The sequence below is a fragment of the Saccharothrix sp. CCNWYY140 genome (assembly GCF_037401995.1).
Lineage (GTDB): Bacteria > Actinomycetota > Actinomycetes > Mycobacteriales > Pseudonocardiaceae > Actinosynnema.
The window spans coordinates 1-16,809 of record NZ_JBBEGC010000146.1 but is presented as its reverse complement, the minus strand read 5'-3'; the positions used below and the strand labels follow the sequence as shown (position 1 = coordinate 16,809).

General features: G+C 70.4%; 14 protein-coding genes. 12 read left to right on the top strand and 2 right to left on the bottom strand.

From position 1 onward, the window contains the following. Nucleotides 1-117: 117 nt before the first annotated feature. Nucleotides 118-438, top strand: a complete 321-nt coding sequence (cutA, locus tag WBN91_RS34810; RefSeq protein ID WP_337728540.1) for a divalent-cation tolerance protein CutA — start codon at nt 118-120, stop codon at nt 436-438. On the opposite strand, the gene WBN91_RS34805 is transcribed toward cutA, so the two are convergent. Continuing rightward, complete coding sequence (locus WBN91_RS34805; protein ID WP_337728541.1) at nt 419-3,076, bottom strand: FAD-binding and (Fe-S)-binding domain-containing protein; 2,658 nt, start codon at nt 3,074-3,076, stop codon at nt 419-421. The two genes, cutA and WBN91_RS34805, sit on opposite strands and share 20 nt — an antisense overlap. Nucleotides 3,077-3,171: 95 nt before the next feature. Here WBN91_RS34805 and fabG point away from each other — a divergent pair, with 95 nt between their 5' ends. From fabG to WBN91_RS34755, 10 genes are all read left to right on the top strand, one after another. Next, nucleotides 3,172-3,876: a 3-oxoacyl-[acyl-carrier-protein] reductase gene (fabG, locus tag WBN91_RS34800; protein ID WP_337728542.1), complete on the top strand. Its 705-nt coding sequence runs from the start codon at nt 3,172-3,174 to the stop codon at nt 3,874-3,876. Nucleotides 3,877-3,913: 37 nt separating this feature from the next. After that, nucleotides 3,914-4,681, top strand: a complete 768-nt coding sequence (gene fabI, locus WBN91_RS34795; protein WP_337728543.1) for an enoyl-ACP reductase FabI — start codon at nt 3,914-3,916, stop codon at nt 4,679-4,681. Nucleotides 4,682-4,796: 115 nt separating this feature from the next. Next, entirely contained in the window at nt 4,797-5,813 is a 1,017-nt protein-coding gene (locus WBN91_RS34790; protein ID WP_337728544.1) for a ferrochelatase, read from the top strand. Further along, complete coding sequence (locus WBN91_RS34785; protein ID WP_337728545.1) at nt 5,810-6,283, top strand: YcxB family protein; 474 nt, start codon at nt 5,810-5,812, stop codon at nt 6,281-6,283. Before WBN91_RS34790 ends, WBN91_RS34785 begins: the two co-directional genes overlap by 4 nt. 53 nt (nt 6,284-6,336) lie before the next feature. Next, entirely contained in the window at nt 6,337-7,113 is a 777-nt protein-coding gene (locus tag WBN91_RS34780; protein ID WP_443217850.1) for a hypothetical protein, read from the top strand. Nucleotides 7,114-7,454: 341 nt separating this feature from the next. Further along, nucleotides 7,455-9,263, top strand: a complete 1,809-nt coding sequence (locus WBN91_RS34775) for a glycoside hydrolase family 6 protein (RefSeq protein WP_337728547.1) — start codon at nt 7,455-7,457, stop codon at nt 9,261-9,263. A gap of 515 nt (nt 9,264-9,778) precedes the next feature. Continuing rightward, complete coding sequence (locus WBN91_RS34770; protein ID WP_337728548.1) at nt 9,779-11,164, top strand: sigma 54-interacting transcriptional regulator; 1,386 nt, start codon at nt 9,779-9,781, stop codon at nt 11,162-11,164. Beyond that, the gene (locus tag WBN91_RS34765) at nt 11,161-13,095 is read left to right on the top strand and encodes a vWA domain-containing protein (RefSeq protein WP_337728549.1); all 1,935 of its coding nucleotides are present in this window, start codon (nt 11,161-11,163) and stop codon (nt 13,093-13,095) included. Before WBN91_RS34770 ends, WBN91_RS34765 begins: the two co-directional genes overlap by 4 nt. Nucleotides 13,096-13,173: 78 nt before the next feature. Then, complete coding sequence (locus WBN91_RS34760; protein WP_337728550.1) at nt 13,174-13,740, top strand: hypothetical protein; 567 nt, start codon at nt 13,174-13,176, stop codon at nt 13,738-13,740. 146 nt (nt 13,741-13,886) lie between these two features. Then, nucleotides 13,887-14,546 (top strand): lytic polysaccharide monooxygenase auxiliary activity family 9 protein, encoded by a 660-nt coding sequence (locus WBN91_RS34755; protein ID WP_337728551.1) that lies wholly within the window; start codon nt 13,887-13,889, stop codon nt 14,544-14,546. Here the strand turns inward: WBN91_RS34755 and WBN91_RS34750 are convergent. Then, nucleotides 14,543-16,030 (bottom strand): flavin-containing monooxygenase, encoded by a 1,488-nt coding sequence (locus tag WBN91_RS34750; protein WP_337728552.1) that lies wholly within the window; start codon nt 16,028-16,030, stop codon nt 14,543-14,545. The genes WBN91_RS34755 and WBN91_RS34750 overlap by 4 nt on opposite strands. A gap of 51 nt (nt 16,031-16,081) precedes the next feature. Between WBN91_RS34750 and WBN91_RS34745 the strand changes: the two genes are divergently transcribed. After that, the gene (locus WBN91_RS34745) at nt 16,082-16,681 is read left to right on the top strand and encodes a TetR/AcrR family transcriptional regulator (RefSeq protein WP_337728553.1); all 600 of its coding nucleotides are present in this window, start codon (nt 16,082-16,084) and stop codon (nt 16,679-16,681) included. Nucleotides 16,682-16,809 lie beyond the last annotated feature (128 nt).

Genomic DNA, 16,809 nt, shown 5'->3' with positions numbered 1-16,809 from the left:
CAGGCCATACGGGGATGACGGAAGAAGCCCAAGTTGGGAGGTCTGCTGCGCGAGCTACTTCGGGCGCCCTGCGGGCGGAAAGCGCGTTCCTTAGGTGCTGGTCGATACGCTTTGGCTATGAGCGACAACCACGTTGTGGTGATCACGACCACTGATCGCGAGGATGCTGCTGCCAGTCTCGCCCGTGCGTTGGTCGAGCAGAGGTTGGCGGCGTGTGTGCAGGTCAGTGCCCCTGTTCGCAGTGTCTACCGGTGGGAGGGGGAGGTGCAGGAGGATCGGGAGTGGCAGCTGTGGATCAAGACTGCCTATGACCGCCTCGACGAACTGACCGACTTCATCCAGGCCAACCACTCCTACGACACCCCCGAGGTCATCGCCCTCCCCGTCCTCGCCGGCAGCCCCGACTACCTGGCCTGGATCACCGAGCAGACTCGCTGATCCCCAACGCCCTCGCCACCAACGTCGCCGTGTGCACGGGTTCCGCCGTCGTTCCTTGTCGCACTTGGGTTCGGCAGCTGAACCCGTCCGCGACCACGGCCGTCCCCTCCGACGCTCCACGGACAGCGGGCAGCAGTTCCAGTTCCGCCACGGCCATCGACACGTCGTAGTGACCCTTCTCGAAGCCGAAGTTCCCCGCCAGGCCGCAGCACCCGGACACCATCGAAGCGCTCACGCCGGCCCGTTCCAGCAACTCCCGATCGGCCGCCGTCCCCGACTCCGCGTACTGGTGGCAATGCGGCTGCACCACGGCGGATCCGTTCTCCGCCAACGGTTCCAGCAACGGCGACACGTGCTCGGCGAACGTCCGCACCGACGACGCCAGTCGCACGACGTCCGGGTCGTCGCCGGCGACCTCCAAGGCATCCGATCGCAGGAAAGCGGTGCAGCTGGGCTCCAAGCCCACCACCGGCACGCCGTCCCGCGTCCACGGCCGCAGCGCCCTTGCGGTTCGCCGCACGACTCGTCCGGCCATGTCCAACTGGCCGGTGGAGAACCATGTCAGGCCGCAGCACACCGCCGACCTAGGCACCTCCACGCCCTGCCCCACGTGACCCAGCACCGCCGCCGCGTCCAAGCCGATCCGGGGTTCGAAGAAGTTCGTGAAAGTGTCCGGGAACAGAACCACCCGTTCCCCTTCTCCACCACCCTTGAACTCCCGCTGGAACGTGTGACGGGCCGGCGTTGGCAAAGGGCGTTCGGCGGCCACACCGGCGAAGCGGGCGAATCGGGACGTCACGCCGTTCACCAGACGCATCCGCAGCCACAGCGGGAGCCAGCCCATCGAGTAGTGCGACAACGGTCGTACTCGACGCTTGTAGTGGTGGTGCAGGAATTCGGCTTTGTAGGTGGCCATGTCCACGTCCACCGGGCAATCCCGCTTGCAGCCCTTGCACCCCAGGCACAGGTCCAAAGCCTCGCGGACCTCCGGCGAGCGCCAGCCGCCTTGCACGACCTGGCCGCCCAGCATCTCGAACAGCAGCCTCGCCCGGCCTCGGGTCGAGTGCTTCTCCTCGCGTGTCACGCGGTAGCTCGGGCACATCACGCCGCCGGATGTGTTCAGGCACTTGCCGACGCCCACGCATCGCCGGGTCGCCGCTGCCAGGTCCCCGCCATCGGCGTGCAGCGCCAAGGCCGCCCGAGTGGGGATCACCGGGGGAGCGACGACCACGCGCAGGTCCGCGTCCAGCGGCAAAGGGTTCACGATTCGGCCCGGGTTCATCCGGTTGTCCGGGTCGAACGCGCGCTTGAACTGCCCGAAGGCCTCGATCGCCGCCTTCGGGTACATCCTGGTCAGCAGCTCCGACCGGGCCTGGCCGTCGCCGTGCTCACCGGACAGCGAACCGCCGTGCGCCACGACCAAGTCCGCCGCGTCCTCCAGGAACTGCCGGTAGCCCGAGCGCAGGTCGAAGTCGATCCGCACGTGCAGGCACCCCTCGCCGAAGTGCCCGTACGTCACGCCGCGCCTTCCGTGACCGGCCAGCAGCGCGTCGAACTCCCGCAGGTACTGGCCCAGCCGTTCGGGTGGCACGGCGGCGTCCTCCCAGCCCGACCACGCCTCGCCGCCGTCCGGCATCCGGGTCGCCAGGCCCGCGCCGTCCTCGCGGATCCGCCACAGCGCGCGTTGCCGCGCCGGGTCCGTCACGACCACCGAGTGCGGGGCCAGAGCCGCTGCGGCGTGGGCGGTGTCCTCGTCGGAGGTCTCCACGAACAGCCAGCTCACCCCGCGTGGCAGCAGCAGGCGGGAGTTGCCGGCGGACTCGGCCAGCTTCACGTCGATGCCCTCGACCGCGAGCACCGGCAGGGTGCGCACGAGCGGGGCGTGGTCGGCGGCGTCGTACGGGCCGTCGAAGCCGAGCACCGCCAAGACCCGGCGGGTGGGGGCCTCCACCAGTTTGAGCGTTGCGCCCAGCACCGTCACGCACGTGCCCTCCGAGCCGACCAGCGCCCGGGTCAGGTCGGGCAGGGCGTCCAGTCGGTACCCGGACACGCGCCGGTCCAGCGTCGGGAACCAACCTGGGTCGACGGCCGGCAGGTCCAGCGCGGGCGGCCGGCGGGTGTTGAAGCGTCGTCCGTCGGGCAGCAGGACGTCCAGCGCGTGCACATTGTCGCTGGTCTTGCCCCACGCCACCGAATGCGCGCCGCACGCGTCGTTGCCGATCATCCCGCCGATCGTGCACCGGGAGTGCGTGGACGGGTCCGGGCCGAACACCAGGCCGAACGGGCGGGCGGCGTCGTTGAGCCGGTCCAGCACGACCCCGGGCTGCACCACGGCGACGCGGGCGTCCGGGTCGATCGAGATCACCCGGTCGAGGTACTTCGCGAAGTCGATCACCAAGCCCGGACCGGCGGAGTTGCCCGCGACGCTGGTTCCCGCGCCCCGGTTCGTGATCGGCACGTCGAACGCGGTCGCCACGCCGACCGCGGCCACCACCGCGTCCACCGACCGGGGGCGCACGACCACGCGCGGCACGTGGCGGTAGTTGGAGGCGTCCACCGAGTACAGCGCGCGGGTGGCGGGGTCGGCGAGGACGTCGCCGTCGACCGCGGCGCGCAGTTGTTCCACGAAACCGGTCACGCGGCCGATTGTGATCCACCCCCGGCCCGTGGTGGCGTACCTGGCGGTAGGAGATAGCCTCGCCCCGCATCAACCAGCAGCGATGGGAGCAGGGTGTGTCGAGGTCCGTACTGGTCACCGGCGGCAACCGGGGTATCGGTCTGGCGATCGCGCAGGCGTTCGCCGCGCAGGGCGACAAGGTCGCGGTGACCCACCGGGGCTCGGGCTCGCCGGAGGGCCTGCTCGGCGTCAAGTGCGACGTCACCAGCTCCGCCGAGGTCGACGCGGCGTTCGCCGAGGTCGAGGCCGCGCACGGCCCGGTCGAGGTGCTCATCGCCAACGCCGGCATCACCGACGACACGTTGCTGCTGCGGATGACCGACGAGCAGTTCACCCGCGTCCTGGACGCCAACCTGACCGGCGCGTTCCGGGTGGCGCAGCGCGCGTCCAAGGGCATGCTGCGCAAGCGCTACGGCCGGATCGTGTTCATCTCCTCCGTCGTGGGCCTGATGGGCAGCGCGGGCCAGGTCAACTACGCGGCCAGCAAGGCGGGCCTGGTGGGCGTGGCCCGCTCGATCGCCCGCGAGCTGGGGTCGCGCAACATCACCGCGAACGTCGTCGCGCCCGGTTTCATCACCACGGACATGACCGACGCGCTGCCCGAGGAGCGCCGCAAGCAGATCCTCGCCCAGGTGCCCGCCGGCCGGTACGGCACCACCGAGGAGATCGCTGCCGCCGTCACCTTCCTGGCCTCCGACGCCGCCGCCTACATCACCGGCGCGGTGCTGCCGGTCGACGGCGGCCTCGGCATGGGCCACTGACCGTTCATCTTTCGCACAACTTCCGGAGGAAACACTCGTGACGGGTCTGCTCGAAGGCAAGCGGCTGCTGGTCACCGGGGTGATCACCGACGCGTCGATCGCCTTCCACGTGGCCAGGGTCGCCCAGGAGCAGGGCGCCCAGGTGGTGCTCACCGGGTTCGGCCGGCTGAGCCTGGTGGAGCGGATCGCGAAGCGGCTGCCGCAGCCCGCGCCCGTGGTCGAGCTGGACGTGCAGAACCAGGAGCACCTGGACACGCTGGCCGACCGGGTGCGCGAGCACGTGGACGGCCTCGACGGCGTCGTGCACGCCATCGGCTACGCCCCGCCGTCGTGCCTGGGCGCGCCGTTCATGGACGCGCCGTGGGAGGACGTGGCCACCGCGATGCACGTCTCGGCGTACTCGTACAAGTCGCTGGTCCAGGCCACGCTGCCGCTGATGGGCAGCGGCGCGTCGGTCGTGGGCCTGGACTTCGACGCCCGCCAGGCCTGGCCCGCCTACAACTGGATGGGCGCCGCGAAGGCGGCGTTCGAGTCGATCAACCGCTACCTGGCCCGCGACCTGGGTCCGCAGGGCATCCGGGTGAACCTGGTCTCGGCCGGCCCGGTGCGCACGATGGCCGCGAAGTCGATCCCGGGTTTCGCGGACCTGGAGGCCATGTGGGGCGAGAAGGCTCCGCTGGGCTGGGACGTCAACGACCCGACGCCGGTCGCGAAGTCCGTGTGCGGCCTGCTGTCGGACTTCTTCCCGGCCACCACCGGTTCGATGGTGTTCGTGGACGGTGGCGTGCACTTCCTGGGCCTGTAGACACACCTCGCCGGGAGGGGCCGCGACGTCCCTCCCGGCGGGTACTGCACGCGGTGTCGGTGATCACCCGGACCCGGTTGTGCGGCGCCCGGTGGTCAGCGCGAGGATGGGACCCGTGAGTTACGACGCGCTGCTCTGGCTGTCCTTCGGCGGCCCGGAAGGACCCGAGGACGTTCGACCGTTCCTGGAGAACGTGACCCGGGGCCGCGGTGTCCCGCCCGAACGCCTCGACGAGGTGGAGCAGCACTACCTGCACTTCGGCGGCGTCTCGCCGATCAACGCCCTCAACCGCCAGGCGATCGCCGCCGTCGAGCCGCTGGTCGACCTGCCGATCTACTTCGGCAACCGCAACTGGCACCCGATGGTCGAGGACACCTTGGCCGAGATGAAGGCCGCGGGCGTCCGACGCGCCCTGGTGTTCCCGACCAGCGCTTACGGCGGCTACTCGGCGTGCCGGCAGTACGACGAGGACATCGAGCGCGCCCGTGCCGCCGTGCCGGACGCGCCCGAACTGGTGAAGCTGCGCCAGTTCTTCGACCACCCGCTGTTCATCGACTCCTTCGCCGAGTCGGTGCGCGTGGCGGCCGAGCCGTTCGACGACTACCGGGTGGTGTTCACCGCGCACTCCGTCCCGGTGTCGGCGGACAAGGCGGCCGGCCCGCCGGAGGAGGGCGGCCACCGCTACTCCCGGCAGGTGGAAGAGGCGTCCCGGCTGGTGGCCTCCGCGTTGTCGCTGCCCGAGTACGACGTGGTGTGGCAGTCGCGGTCCGGGCCGCCGCAGATCCCGTGGCTGGAGCCCGACATCGTCGACCACATCGACGCCTTGCACGCCAAGGGCGTGCCCAACGTCGTCGTGTGCCCGATCGGGTTCGTCAGCGACCACCTGGAAGTGGTGTGGGACCTCGACACCGAGGCCCGCGACCGGGCGGCCGAACTCGGCATCGGCTTCGCCCGCGCGGCCACGCCCAACGGCGACCCGCGGTTCGCGCAGCTCGTCGCGGAGCTGGTGGGAGAGCACACCTCCGACCTCTCGCCCCGCAAGCTCTCGGCGTTCCCGGCCGCCGGCTGCACCGTGAACGGCGCCCCGTGCGCGCCGCTGTGCTGCGAGCCCGCGAAGAGGCCCGCGCGGTGAGCGTCGATTTCACCTGGTCCCCGCAGCCGTCGGACTGGCGGCAGGCCCTGCGCACGGCCGTCCCGCTCTACCGGTGGGCGCCGTGGTTCGGCCTGGTGCTGGGCGTGTTCGGGGCGGTGGTGCTGGCCCTGGGCATGACGTGGGCGGGCGTGTTCGGGCTGGCGCTGGCTGTGATCATCATCGCACTGGTGCCCATCGGAACCGCGGTGAACTTCCACAACCACCCGCTGGCGGCCAAGACCGTCACCGGGACGGCCGACGCCCACTCGCTGCGCATGTCCGTCGGCCAGGCGGCGCGCAGCGAGTTGGACTGGTCGGAGCTGCCGGCCTGGTCGGAAACCGGCGGTGTCTTCGTGCTCCGAACCGCCACCACGGCGATGTACGCCGTGCCGCACCGCGCCTTCCCCGACCCCGACGCCGTAGACCGCTTCCGCTCCCTGCTGGCCGAACACGTCGGGCCGGCCGCCTGAGTTGTCGGTGCGCGCGCGTAAGGTTGAGTGCCGTGTCCTGTGCGAGTGCGACGATGGTCGTGTGGACGTCCGCCTGGCTCCACGGAGCGGCGGCGGCCGACGACGTCCTGGACGCCCTGGGTTTCTGGGCTGAGCTGCACGAGGTGGTAGCCGACGACGACGGCACCGCCACCGCCCTCGACCTCCCGGGCCCGGACGAAACCCCGGTGGGCGCGGCCCTGCTGCTGGCCGCCCTGCGTAGGGCGTCGACCTCCACGGCCCGATTGGTGCTCCCGGTAGCCGGAGACGTCCGAGGTCTGGGCGGCCGGGGGCCTTTGAGCGCGAGCGCACTGCGCGCCGGCCAGGCCGTAGTGCTGCCCGAGGTCGGCGTGGGCTTGGTGCCGCGTCTGGTAGCCGAGGGCGTACTGCGCTGGACCCTGTTCGACCTGCCCACCGTCACCCCGGCCGAACACGTGCCCATCGGCGAGGCCGAACACGGCCTGGCGTCGGCGATGCGCGAGGCAGCCACGGCTCTGATCACCCTGGACGTGGCCCGCCACCGACCAAACGTGCGCGAGGAAATCGCCGACCTGTCGTCGGCCCACACCAAACTCCCGTGGCCCACCGGCATGCCACCCCGGACGTTGCGGGTGTTGCAGCGGGCCGCCGAGGTCGCGGCGATCCTCCAGGTGGCCGCTTCGGACGCGCCGGGCGGCGCTCTTTCAGCCTCCGCTCAGACCGCGCGGGACGAGGCTTTGCGGCCGTTGTCGGAGGCGGTTCGGCGGGCGCGGTTGGCGGCGGTGGATGAGGCGGTGCGCGTGTTGTCCGACCAAGGTGCCGGACGGCATTGACTCCGCCATTCGCTGAAACATCATACGTGTGTTGTCCGGCCGAATAGTCGGACGCCCCTCACCTTTTCCGTCGTATTCCTTAGCCTTTTCGGTCGCGCGCCGCTTCGGTATGGCATTTCGACGTTCGTGCAACTGATCATGAATCGCCGCTGGTCAGGCCCGTCCTAACCGGAACGTGCGCACACGCGCTGTGAATGAACCCCTCGTCAACGTGATGTGTCGTGGGTTACCGTACGTCTGGGAGCGCTCCCAGTCACCCTTCCCCGGTACCGGCTCACCGTTGAGTCGGGAAACCACTGGGAGCGCTCCCAGACGATGAATTGCTCGCAAGGAGGCGATGCATGAGTCCTCGCACATTCCTCCGGTCGCGGAGAACGGCCGGAGCGATGGCGATGGTGTCGGTGGGCGCCCTGTCGGCCGCGGCGGTGGTGTTCGGTGGTAGTACCGCCGTCGCCGCGCCGGGTTGCAAGGTCGACTACACCATCACTAGCCAGTGGCAAGGCGGTTTCGGGGCCAATGTCACGGTCACCAACCTCGGGGACGCGATCTCCGGCGGCTGGACGTTGGACTGGGACTTCGCCGCGGGCCAGACGGTCCAGCAGGGCTGGAACGGCCGGTTCAGCCAGTCCGGGACCAAGGTGACCGTCCGCAACCCCGAGTGGTCCGCCACCCTGGGGTCCGGCGCGTCGGTCACGCCCGGGTTCAACGGTTCCTGGAACGGCTCGAACCCGAAGCCGACCCAGTTCCGGCTCAACGGCACGGTCTGCACCGGCACGGTGACGACCACCACCACGACCACGACGACCACAACCACGACGACGACCACGACGACAACGGGCAACCCCGACCCGGGCACCCGGGCGGACAACCCGTACGTGGGCGCGGGCGTGTACGTCAACCCGCAGTGGAGCCGGCAGGCCGCGGCCGAGCCGGGTGGTTCGCGGGTCGCCAACCAGCCGACCGGCGTCTGGATGGACCGGATCAGCGCGATCGACGGCAACGGCTCGCCGACCACCGGCAGCATGGGGCTGGCCGACCACCTGAACGAGGCGGAGCGCCAGCGCGCCGCGTCGGCCAGTGGTGAGCTGGTCTTCCAGGTCGTCATCTACAACCTGCCCGGCCGCGACTGCGCGGCGCTGGCGTCCAACGGCGAGCTCAAGCCCGACGAGCTGTCGCGCTACAAGGCCGAGTACATCGACAAGATCGCGGGCATCCTGGCCCGGCCGGAGTACGCGCGCCTGCGCATCGTGACGGTCATCGAGATCGACTCGCTGCCCAACCTGGTCACCAACGTCACGCCGCGCGCGACGGCCACGCCGCAGTGCGACGTGATGAAGCAGAACCAGAACTACCAGAACGGTGTGGCGTACGCGGTGTCCAAGCTCGGCGACATCCCGAACGTCTACAACTACCTCGACTCCGGCCACCACGGCTGGATCGGGTGGGGCGACACCGTTCCCGAGTACGACAACTTCTTCGCCTCGGCGAAGATGATGGCCTCCATCCTGGGCCGCGAGGGCGTCACGAAGGCCGACGTCCACGGCTTCATCACCAACACGGCGAACTACTCCGCGCTGGAGGAGCCGTACTGGACGGTCGACGACGTGGTCGGCGGCCAGCAGGTGAAGCAGGCCTCGAAGTGGGTGGACTGGAACGACTTCAACGGTGAACTGGGCTTCGCCACGGCGTTCCGGGCCGAACTGGTCAAGCAGGGCTTCGACAGCGGCATCGGCATGCTGATCGACACCTCCCGCAACGGCTGGGGCGGCGCGAACCGCCCGGCCGGGAAGTCGACCAGCACCGACCCGGTGAAGTACGTCGACGAGTCCCGCATCGACCGCCGCATCCAGAAGGGCAACTGGTGCAACCAGAGCGGTGCCGGCCTCGGTGAGCGCCCGAAGGCGGCGCCGAAGCCGAACGTCGACGCCTACGTCTGGATCAAGCCGCCGGGCGAGTCCGACGGCGCGAGCACCGAGATCCCGAACAACGAGGGCAAGGGCTTCGACCGGATGTGCGACCCGACGTACACCGGCAACCCGCGCAACGGCAACAACCTGTCGGGCGCCCTGCCCAACGCACCGCTGTCGGGCCACTGGTTCTCCGCCCAGTTCCAGGAGCTCATGCGCAACGCCTACCCGCCGCTGTCCTGACGGGTGACCACGCACCCGTGGGCGGTGTCCGCAAGCCCGGACACCGCCCACGGGCGCGCAAGCCGCACACCGCCCACGGGCGCGCACACCGGACACTGCCCACGGGCGCGCACACCGCACTTTGTCGGTACCTGGTGGGACAATGGAACCGGGGGCCGGAGGCAACCGCTCCGCCTTCCAGCACGCCACCACGACCCGCCACCGCGCCACCGCCCGTCAGCCACAAAGCGCCGCCGCGCCGATTCGCCGGCCGCGCCGATTCGCCCGCACACCCGCCGCTGCCGCCACCCGCTGCTGCTGCCGCCGCCGACCGCTCCTCCGCCTCCGCCTCCGCCGACCGCTCCGTTGCCGTTGCCGCTGCCGACCGCTCCGCCGCCGGCTGCGACCCGCCGCCCGTCAGCCACCAGCGCCGTGACTCGCCATGACCTCGGAAGTTCGGCTCTCGGCGAACGGAGTCCGGCTCTGGAGGAACTCCACGTCGACACGGTCCCGCCCACTTGCGTAGCGTCGAACGGGTGACGATCGGACTCCCCAAGACCGCGGGCGAGCTGAAGGCCGCCGGGTACGTCCCGCGCGGTGTCAAGGCCGAGTTGCGGGACAACCTGCTGGCCGCCCTGCGGGAGAAGCGCAACCCCTGGCCCGGCATCGTCGGGTTCGAGCGGACCGTGTTGCCGCAGTTGGAGCGGGCCGTTCTCGCGGGGCACGACGTGGTGTTGCTCGGTGAGCGCGGGCAGGGCAAGACGCGGCTGTTGCGCACGCTGGTCGGGTTGCTGGACGAGTGGACGCCGGTGATCGAGGGCGCCGAGCTCAACGAGCACCCGCTCGACCCCATCACCCCCGAGTCCAAGCGCCGGGCGCACGAGCTCGGCGACGACCTCCCGGTGGCCTGGAAGCACCGCGACGAGCGCTTCTCCGAGAAGCTCGCCACCCCCGACACCAGCGTCGGCGACCTGGTCGGCGACGTCGACCCGGTCAAGGTGGCCCAGGGGCGCAGCCTGGGCGACCCCGAGACCATCCACTACGGCCTGCTCCCGCGCAGCCACCGCGGCATCATCGCGGTCAACGAGCTGCCCGACCTGGCCGAGCGCATCCAGGTCTCGCTGCTCAACGTGATGGAGGAGCGGGACATCCAGATCCGCGGCTACACGCTGCGCCTCCCGCTGGACGTCCTGCTCGTCGCCACCGCCAACCCCGAGGACTACACCAACCGCGGCCGGATCATCACCCCGCTCAAGGACCGGTTCGGCGCGGAGATCCGCACGCACTACCCGCTGGAGATCGCCGCCGAGGTGGACCTGGTGCGCCAGGAGGCGGACCTGGTCGCGGAGGTCGGCGACCACTTGCTGGAGGTCATCGCCCGGTTCGTGCGGCACCTGCGCGAGTCCTCCGCGATCGACCAGCGGTCCGGCGTCTCGGCGCGGTTCGCGGTGGCGGCGGCGGAGACGGTGGCCGCGAGCGCGTTGCGGCGCAGCGCGTTGATCGGCGAGAACCCGGCCATCGCGCGGCCGGTGGACCTGGAGTCCGTGCCGGAGGTGCTGCGCGGCAAGCTGGAGTTCGAGGCCGGCGAGGAGGGCCGCGAGCAGGAGGTGCTGACCCACCTGCTGCGCCGCTCGGTCGCCGACACCGCGCGCGCCACGTTCGCCGGGCTGAACCTGCGCCAGCTGGCGGAACTGGTGTCCGACGGGCACCCGGTGGCCACCGGCGAACGCGTCCACGCGGGCGACCTGCTGGCCGCGCTGCCCGAGCTGCCGCTGCTGCACGAGGTGGCCGGGCGGGTCGGCGCGGGGCCCAAGGACCCGGCGGGCCGCATCGCCTCGGCCGTCGAACTCGCCTTGGAGGCGCTCTACCTGACCCGTCAGCTGTCCAAGGACAGCGACGACGACCGATCGGTGTACGGATGACCGGTTACCGCTACGGCCGGTACGTCGACGGCCCGGACCCGCTGGCGCCGCCCACCGACCTGCGGGCGGCGATGGACGAGCTGGGCCGCGAGGTCATGGAGGGCGCCTCGCCGGAGTCGGCGCTGCGCGAGTTGCTGCGCCGGGGCCTGCCGGGGCAGCGCGGGCTGGACGACCTGACCTCCCGGCTGTGGCAGCGGCGCGCGTCCATCCAGCGCCGGCACCGGCTGGACGGCACGCTCCAGGAGATCCGGCGGCTGCTGGACCAGGCGTTGGAGGCCGAACGGGCGGCGCTGTTCCCCGACCCCGACGACGAGGCGCGCTTCCGCGAGGCGCAGCTGGACGCGCTGCCGCAGGGCACCGCGGCGGCCGTCCGCGAGCTGGCCGAGTACGACTGGCGGTCGCCGCAGGCCCGCGAGTCCTTCGAGCAGATCCAGAACCTGCTCGGCAAGGAACTGATGGACCAGCGGTTCCAGGGCATGAAGCAGGCGATGCAGAACGTCCAGCCGCAGGACGTCGAGCGCATCCGCGAGATGCTGGACGACCTCAACGGCCTGCTCGCCGCGCACGCCCAGGGCGAGGACACGCCCGAGCAGTTCCAGGAGTTCATGCGCAAGCACGGCGAGTTCTTCCCGGAGAACCCGCACAACGTCGAGGAGCTGATCGACGCCCTGGCGGCCCGCTCGGCGGCGGCGCAGCGGATGATGAACTCGATGACCGAGGAGCAGCGGCAAGAGCTCAACGCCTTGTCCCAGCAGGCTTTCGGCAACTCGGGCATCGGTCAGCAACTGTCCACTTTGGACTCCCTCCTCCAGGGGCTGCGGCCCGGCGAGGACTGGAACGGCTCTGCCCGGTTCCGCGGCAACCAGCCGCTGGGCCTGGGCGAGGGCGCGCAGGCGATGGCGGACCTGGCCGAGCTGGACGCGCTGGCCGAGCAGCTCGCCCAGTCCTACCCCGGCGCGCGGCTGGAGGACATCGACCTCGAAGCCCTGGTCCGCCAGCTCGGCGACGAGGCCGGGGTGGACGCGCGCAGGCTGGCCGAGCTGGAACGCGAGCTGAGGCAGCAGAACCTGCTCGAACGCGCACCCGACGGCTCGCTGCGGCTGACCCCGAAAGCGTTGCGGCGCTTGGGTGAGACCGCGCTGCGCGGCGTCATCGACAGCGTCCGGGCGCAGGGGCAGCGGGACAACACGCGGGCCGGTGCTGCGGGCGAGCTGATCGGCAGCACCCGGCCGTGGGAGTTCGGTGACACCGAACCGTGGAACGTGCCCCGCACGGTCACCAACGCGGTGCTGCGCGGCGGGACCGGCGAGATCAGCCTGGACGTGGTGGACGTCGAGGTCAGCGAGACCGAGCAGCGGTCCCGGGCGGCGGTGGCGCTGTGCGTGGACACGTCGTGGTCGATGGTGCAGGACGGCCGGTGGGTGCCGATGAAGCGCACCGCGCTCGCCCTGCACCACCTGGTCCGCACCCGGTTCCGCACGGACGCGTTGCAGCTCATCACCTTCGGGCGGCACGCGGAGACGGTGGACATCGGGCAGCTCACCGCGTTGGAGGGCGTGTGGGAGCAGGGCACCAACCTGCACCACGCGCTGCTGCTGGCGTCCCGGCACCTGCGCCGCCACCCCGACGCGCAGCCGGTGGTGCTGGTGGTGACCGACGGCGAGCCGACCGCGCACCTGGAGGCCGACGGCGGGGCCGAGTTCTTCTACCCGCCGCAGCCCCGGACGCTGGCCAAGACCATCGCCGAGGTGGACGGCCTGGCCCGGATGGGCGCGGCGCTCACGGTGTTCAAGCTGGGTGACGACCCGCGGCTGGCGCGGTTCGTGGACTTGGTCGCCCGGCGCAGCGGCGGCCGGGTGGTCGCGCCCGGCGAGGACGGCCTGGGTGCGGCGGTGGTCAGCGACTACCTGAGGTCACGCCGTCGGCGCTGAACCAGATCCGGCGCTGATGCAACCCCGCGCGCCGTCGCTACCGTCCTGGGTGCGACGGCGCAACGGGAGGTCTGCAACGTGAACCGGGTCGTACCTGTGGTCCTGCTGGTGGTGGCGCTGGGCGGCTGCGCCCGCGCGGAACCGGGCACCCCGCCACCGGCGCCGCCCGCCACCACGACGAGCGCACCGGTCCAGCAGGGCGACGACCCAGCGGTCCAGTCGGCCGCTCAGGCGTTGGAGCCGATGTTGCAGTCGAAGTTCAAGGGCACCTACTCCGGGCTCGTGGCCGACGGCGTGGACGGCGCCATCGTGGTGTACCGGGTGCCCGACGAGGCCTTGGACAAGGCCGCGCGCGAGGCTGCGCCCGATGTGCGGCTGAAGTTCGTGGACTCGGTGTACCCGCTGTCGAAGATGGAGAGCGTGGTCGAGCGGCTCAACGCCGACGCCGACTACTGGAAGAGCCAGGGCGTGCAGCTCACGACGTGGGCTCCGGCGGTGGACGGGTCGGGCGTGAACGTCACGACCGTGGCCGGCGAGTCCGACCGGCCCAAGCTCGTCGAGCGCTACGGCGACATCATCCGCGTGACGCAGGCGGACTACCCGGTCCCCGTGCCGAAGTCCATCCCGTCGACGCCGACGCGGTGAGGTCCGCAACCCACCTTCTGTGAACAGCCGGACTGATCACGGTAAGTTTCGTTGAAGTTTCGTTCTGTAACGGATAGGCTGGAACTCGCTCCGGGAGCGCTCCCAGGATTCGCCGCCACCATCGTTCGGAGAATGGAGGCACTTCCATGCACATGCGTAGCTCCTCCTGGTCCGTCAGACGGCGTGGTGTCATCGCACTGGTCGTCGGCGTCCTCGCCAGCATGTTCGTCTGGACTCCGACGGCATCGGCGCACGGGACGATCGTCGGTCCCCCGACCCGCGCCTACCAGTGCTGGCAGACCTGGGGCAGCCAACACACCAACCCGGTCATGCAGACCCAGGACCCCATGTGCTGGCAGGCCTTCCAGGCCAACGCCGACACCATGTGGAACTGGATGAGTGCGCTGCGGGACGGGTTGCGCGGCAACTTCCAGGGTTCCACCCCCGACGGGCAGCTGTGCAGCAACGCGCTGTCCCGCAACAACTCCCTGAACACGCCCGGGGCGTGGAAGGCGACCAACGTCGGCAGCACCTTCCAGATGCACCTGTACGACCAGGCCAGCCACGGCGCCGACTACTTCCGGGTCTACATCAGCAAGAACGGGTTCGACCCGACCACCCAGCGCCTCGGGTGGGGGAACCTGGACTTCATCACCCAGACCGGCAGGTACGCCCCGGCGAAGGACATCAAGTTCGACATCCAGACCAACGGCACCTACCGGGGACGCCACATCGTGTTCACGATCTGGCAGGCGTCGCACCTCGACCAGACCTACATGTGGTGCAGTGACGTGAACTTCGGCTAGCGGTCCGGCCCGGCGTCGACCACGGCGCCGGGCCTCTCCGCCGGCACCGCCGTGACGTAGTCGGCGGGGGAGAAGTCCTTGATGCGCTTGGTCATCCGGACCGTCGACCACGGCCACAGGGTGCTGTTGCGGCCGTTGGCGTCGATGTAGTAGCTCATGCAGCCGCCCGCGTTGTAGACGGTCGTGCTCAGCGCTTCCTGCACCTCGGTGTTGAACACCTCCTGCACCGGCCGACGCACCTCGACGCTGTGCCACCCGTTGCGGCGCATGGTTTTCAGGGCGTCCAGCAGGTAGCGCAGTTGGGTCTCGATGATGGTGAACGCCGACGAGTGCCCGGTGCCGAGGTTGGGGCCCAGCAGCAGGAACAGGTTCGGGAAGCCGTGCACGGCGGTGCCCAGGTAGGCCTGCGGGCTGCCCTGCCACACCTCGTCGAGGCTGCGGCCGTCCGCGCCGTAGACGTGCTTGGCCACCGGTGGGTCGCTGAAGTGGAAGCCGGTGCCGAAGATGATCGCGTCCACTTCACGGCGGGTGCCGTCCTTGGCGACGACTTCGTTGCCCTCGATGCGCGCGATGGCCTGGGGTAGGACCTCGACGTTCGGCTTGGTGAGCGCGGGGTAGTAGGTGTTGGACATGAGCAGGCGCTTGCAGCCGAGGACGAAGTCCGGCGTGAGGGCCTTGCGCAGGGCTGGGTCCTGAATGGACCGGTGCAGGTTCCACAGACCCGCCTTCTGGATCACTTGCATGACCTTCGGGTGGCGGAAGGCGAAGCTGAACGCTTCCAGGCCGCTGTAGAAAGCGTTGCGGTACCACCGTTGGGTGATCGGGACGTACCGGAAGAGTGCCCTTTCGATCCACGGCATCCGGTGGTCGATCTTGGGCAGCACCCAGGGGGCGGTGCGCTGGAACAGGTGCAGTTGACCCACTTTCGGCTGAATCTTGGGCACGAACTGGATCGCGCTGGCCCCCGTGCCGACCACGGCGACCCGTTTGCCGGTCAGGTCGTAGTCGTGATTCCAGCGGGAGGAGTGGAAGGCCTCGCCGGGGAAGTCCGCCAGGCCGGGGAGGTCGGGCAGCAGCGGTTCGTGCCACGGTCCGGTGCCGGAGACCAGGACCCGGGCGGTGTAGTGGCCGTGGGACGTGTCGACCTGCCAGTGCTCGCCGTCCCACCGGGCCTCGGTGACGGCGGTGCCGAACCGGATCAGCGGCGTGAGCCCGAACCGCTCGGTGGTCCGTTCGAGGTAGGCCCGGATCTCGGGTTGCTCGGCGAAGACGCGTCCCCAGTCGGGGTTGGGCGCGAAGGTGTACGAGTACAGCGAGGACGGGATGTCGCAGGCGCAGCCGGGGTAGGTGTTGTCCCGCCAGGTGCCGCCGACCGAGTCGCCCTTTTCAAGGACCAGCAGGTCGAAGCCGGCCTCTTTGAGCTTGATGGCCGCCCCGATGCCCGAGGCCCCCGCACCCACCACCAGCACGTCCACCGTCGTCATGGATACCGACGGTATTTCGATACCGGTGGTCTGTCAACGTAGGCTGAACGGGTGCCCCGACTGACCCGCGCGGAAAGCCAGGCCCGCACCCGCGACCTGCTCACCGACACCGCCCAACGCCTCTTCCTCCGCGACGGCTACCACGCCACCTCCCTGGACAAGGTCGCCGAGGCAGCCGGCTTCTCGAAGGGCGCGGTGTACTCGAACTTCCGCAACAAGGACGAGCTGTGCCTGGTCGTGCTGGACCGGCTCTACGCGGAGCGGATCGCCGAGATCGGGCGCGCGTTCGAGGTCGGCACGCTGGAGGACCGGTTCCGGGCGTTCGAGGAGTACGCGGAGGGCATGCTCGGCGACGCGCCCCGGACGCAGTTCGAGGTGGAGTTCGCGTTGCAGGCGCGGCAGAACCGGGAGTTGCAGGCGGACCTGGGGCGGCGGGACGCCCTGGTGGTCAGCGCCCTGGAGCGGCTGGTTCAGTCCCAGGTGGACGAATTCGGCCTGACCCCGCTGCTGCCGGCCCGCGAACTGGCCCGGACGCTGCTCAGCCTGGGCATCGGGCTGGGCGTGCAGCGGTTCGTGGTGCAGGACGTGCTCCCGGTGCGGGTGCTCACCGACACCGTGCGCGTTTTGTTGGGCGTTCGCCGGGGGTCTTAGCTTTCTAAGACGCTTCGCTCTTGAGCTGAACGCGCTTCGCGCTCGCAAGCTCGAACGCGCTTCGCGCTCTCAAGATCAAAAGCGCGCAGGGAGACCACCGATGGGGGGTGAAGGGCGTCGGTTCCCCC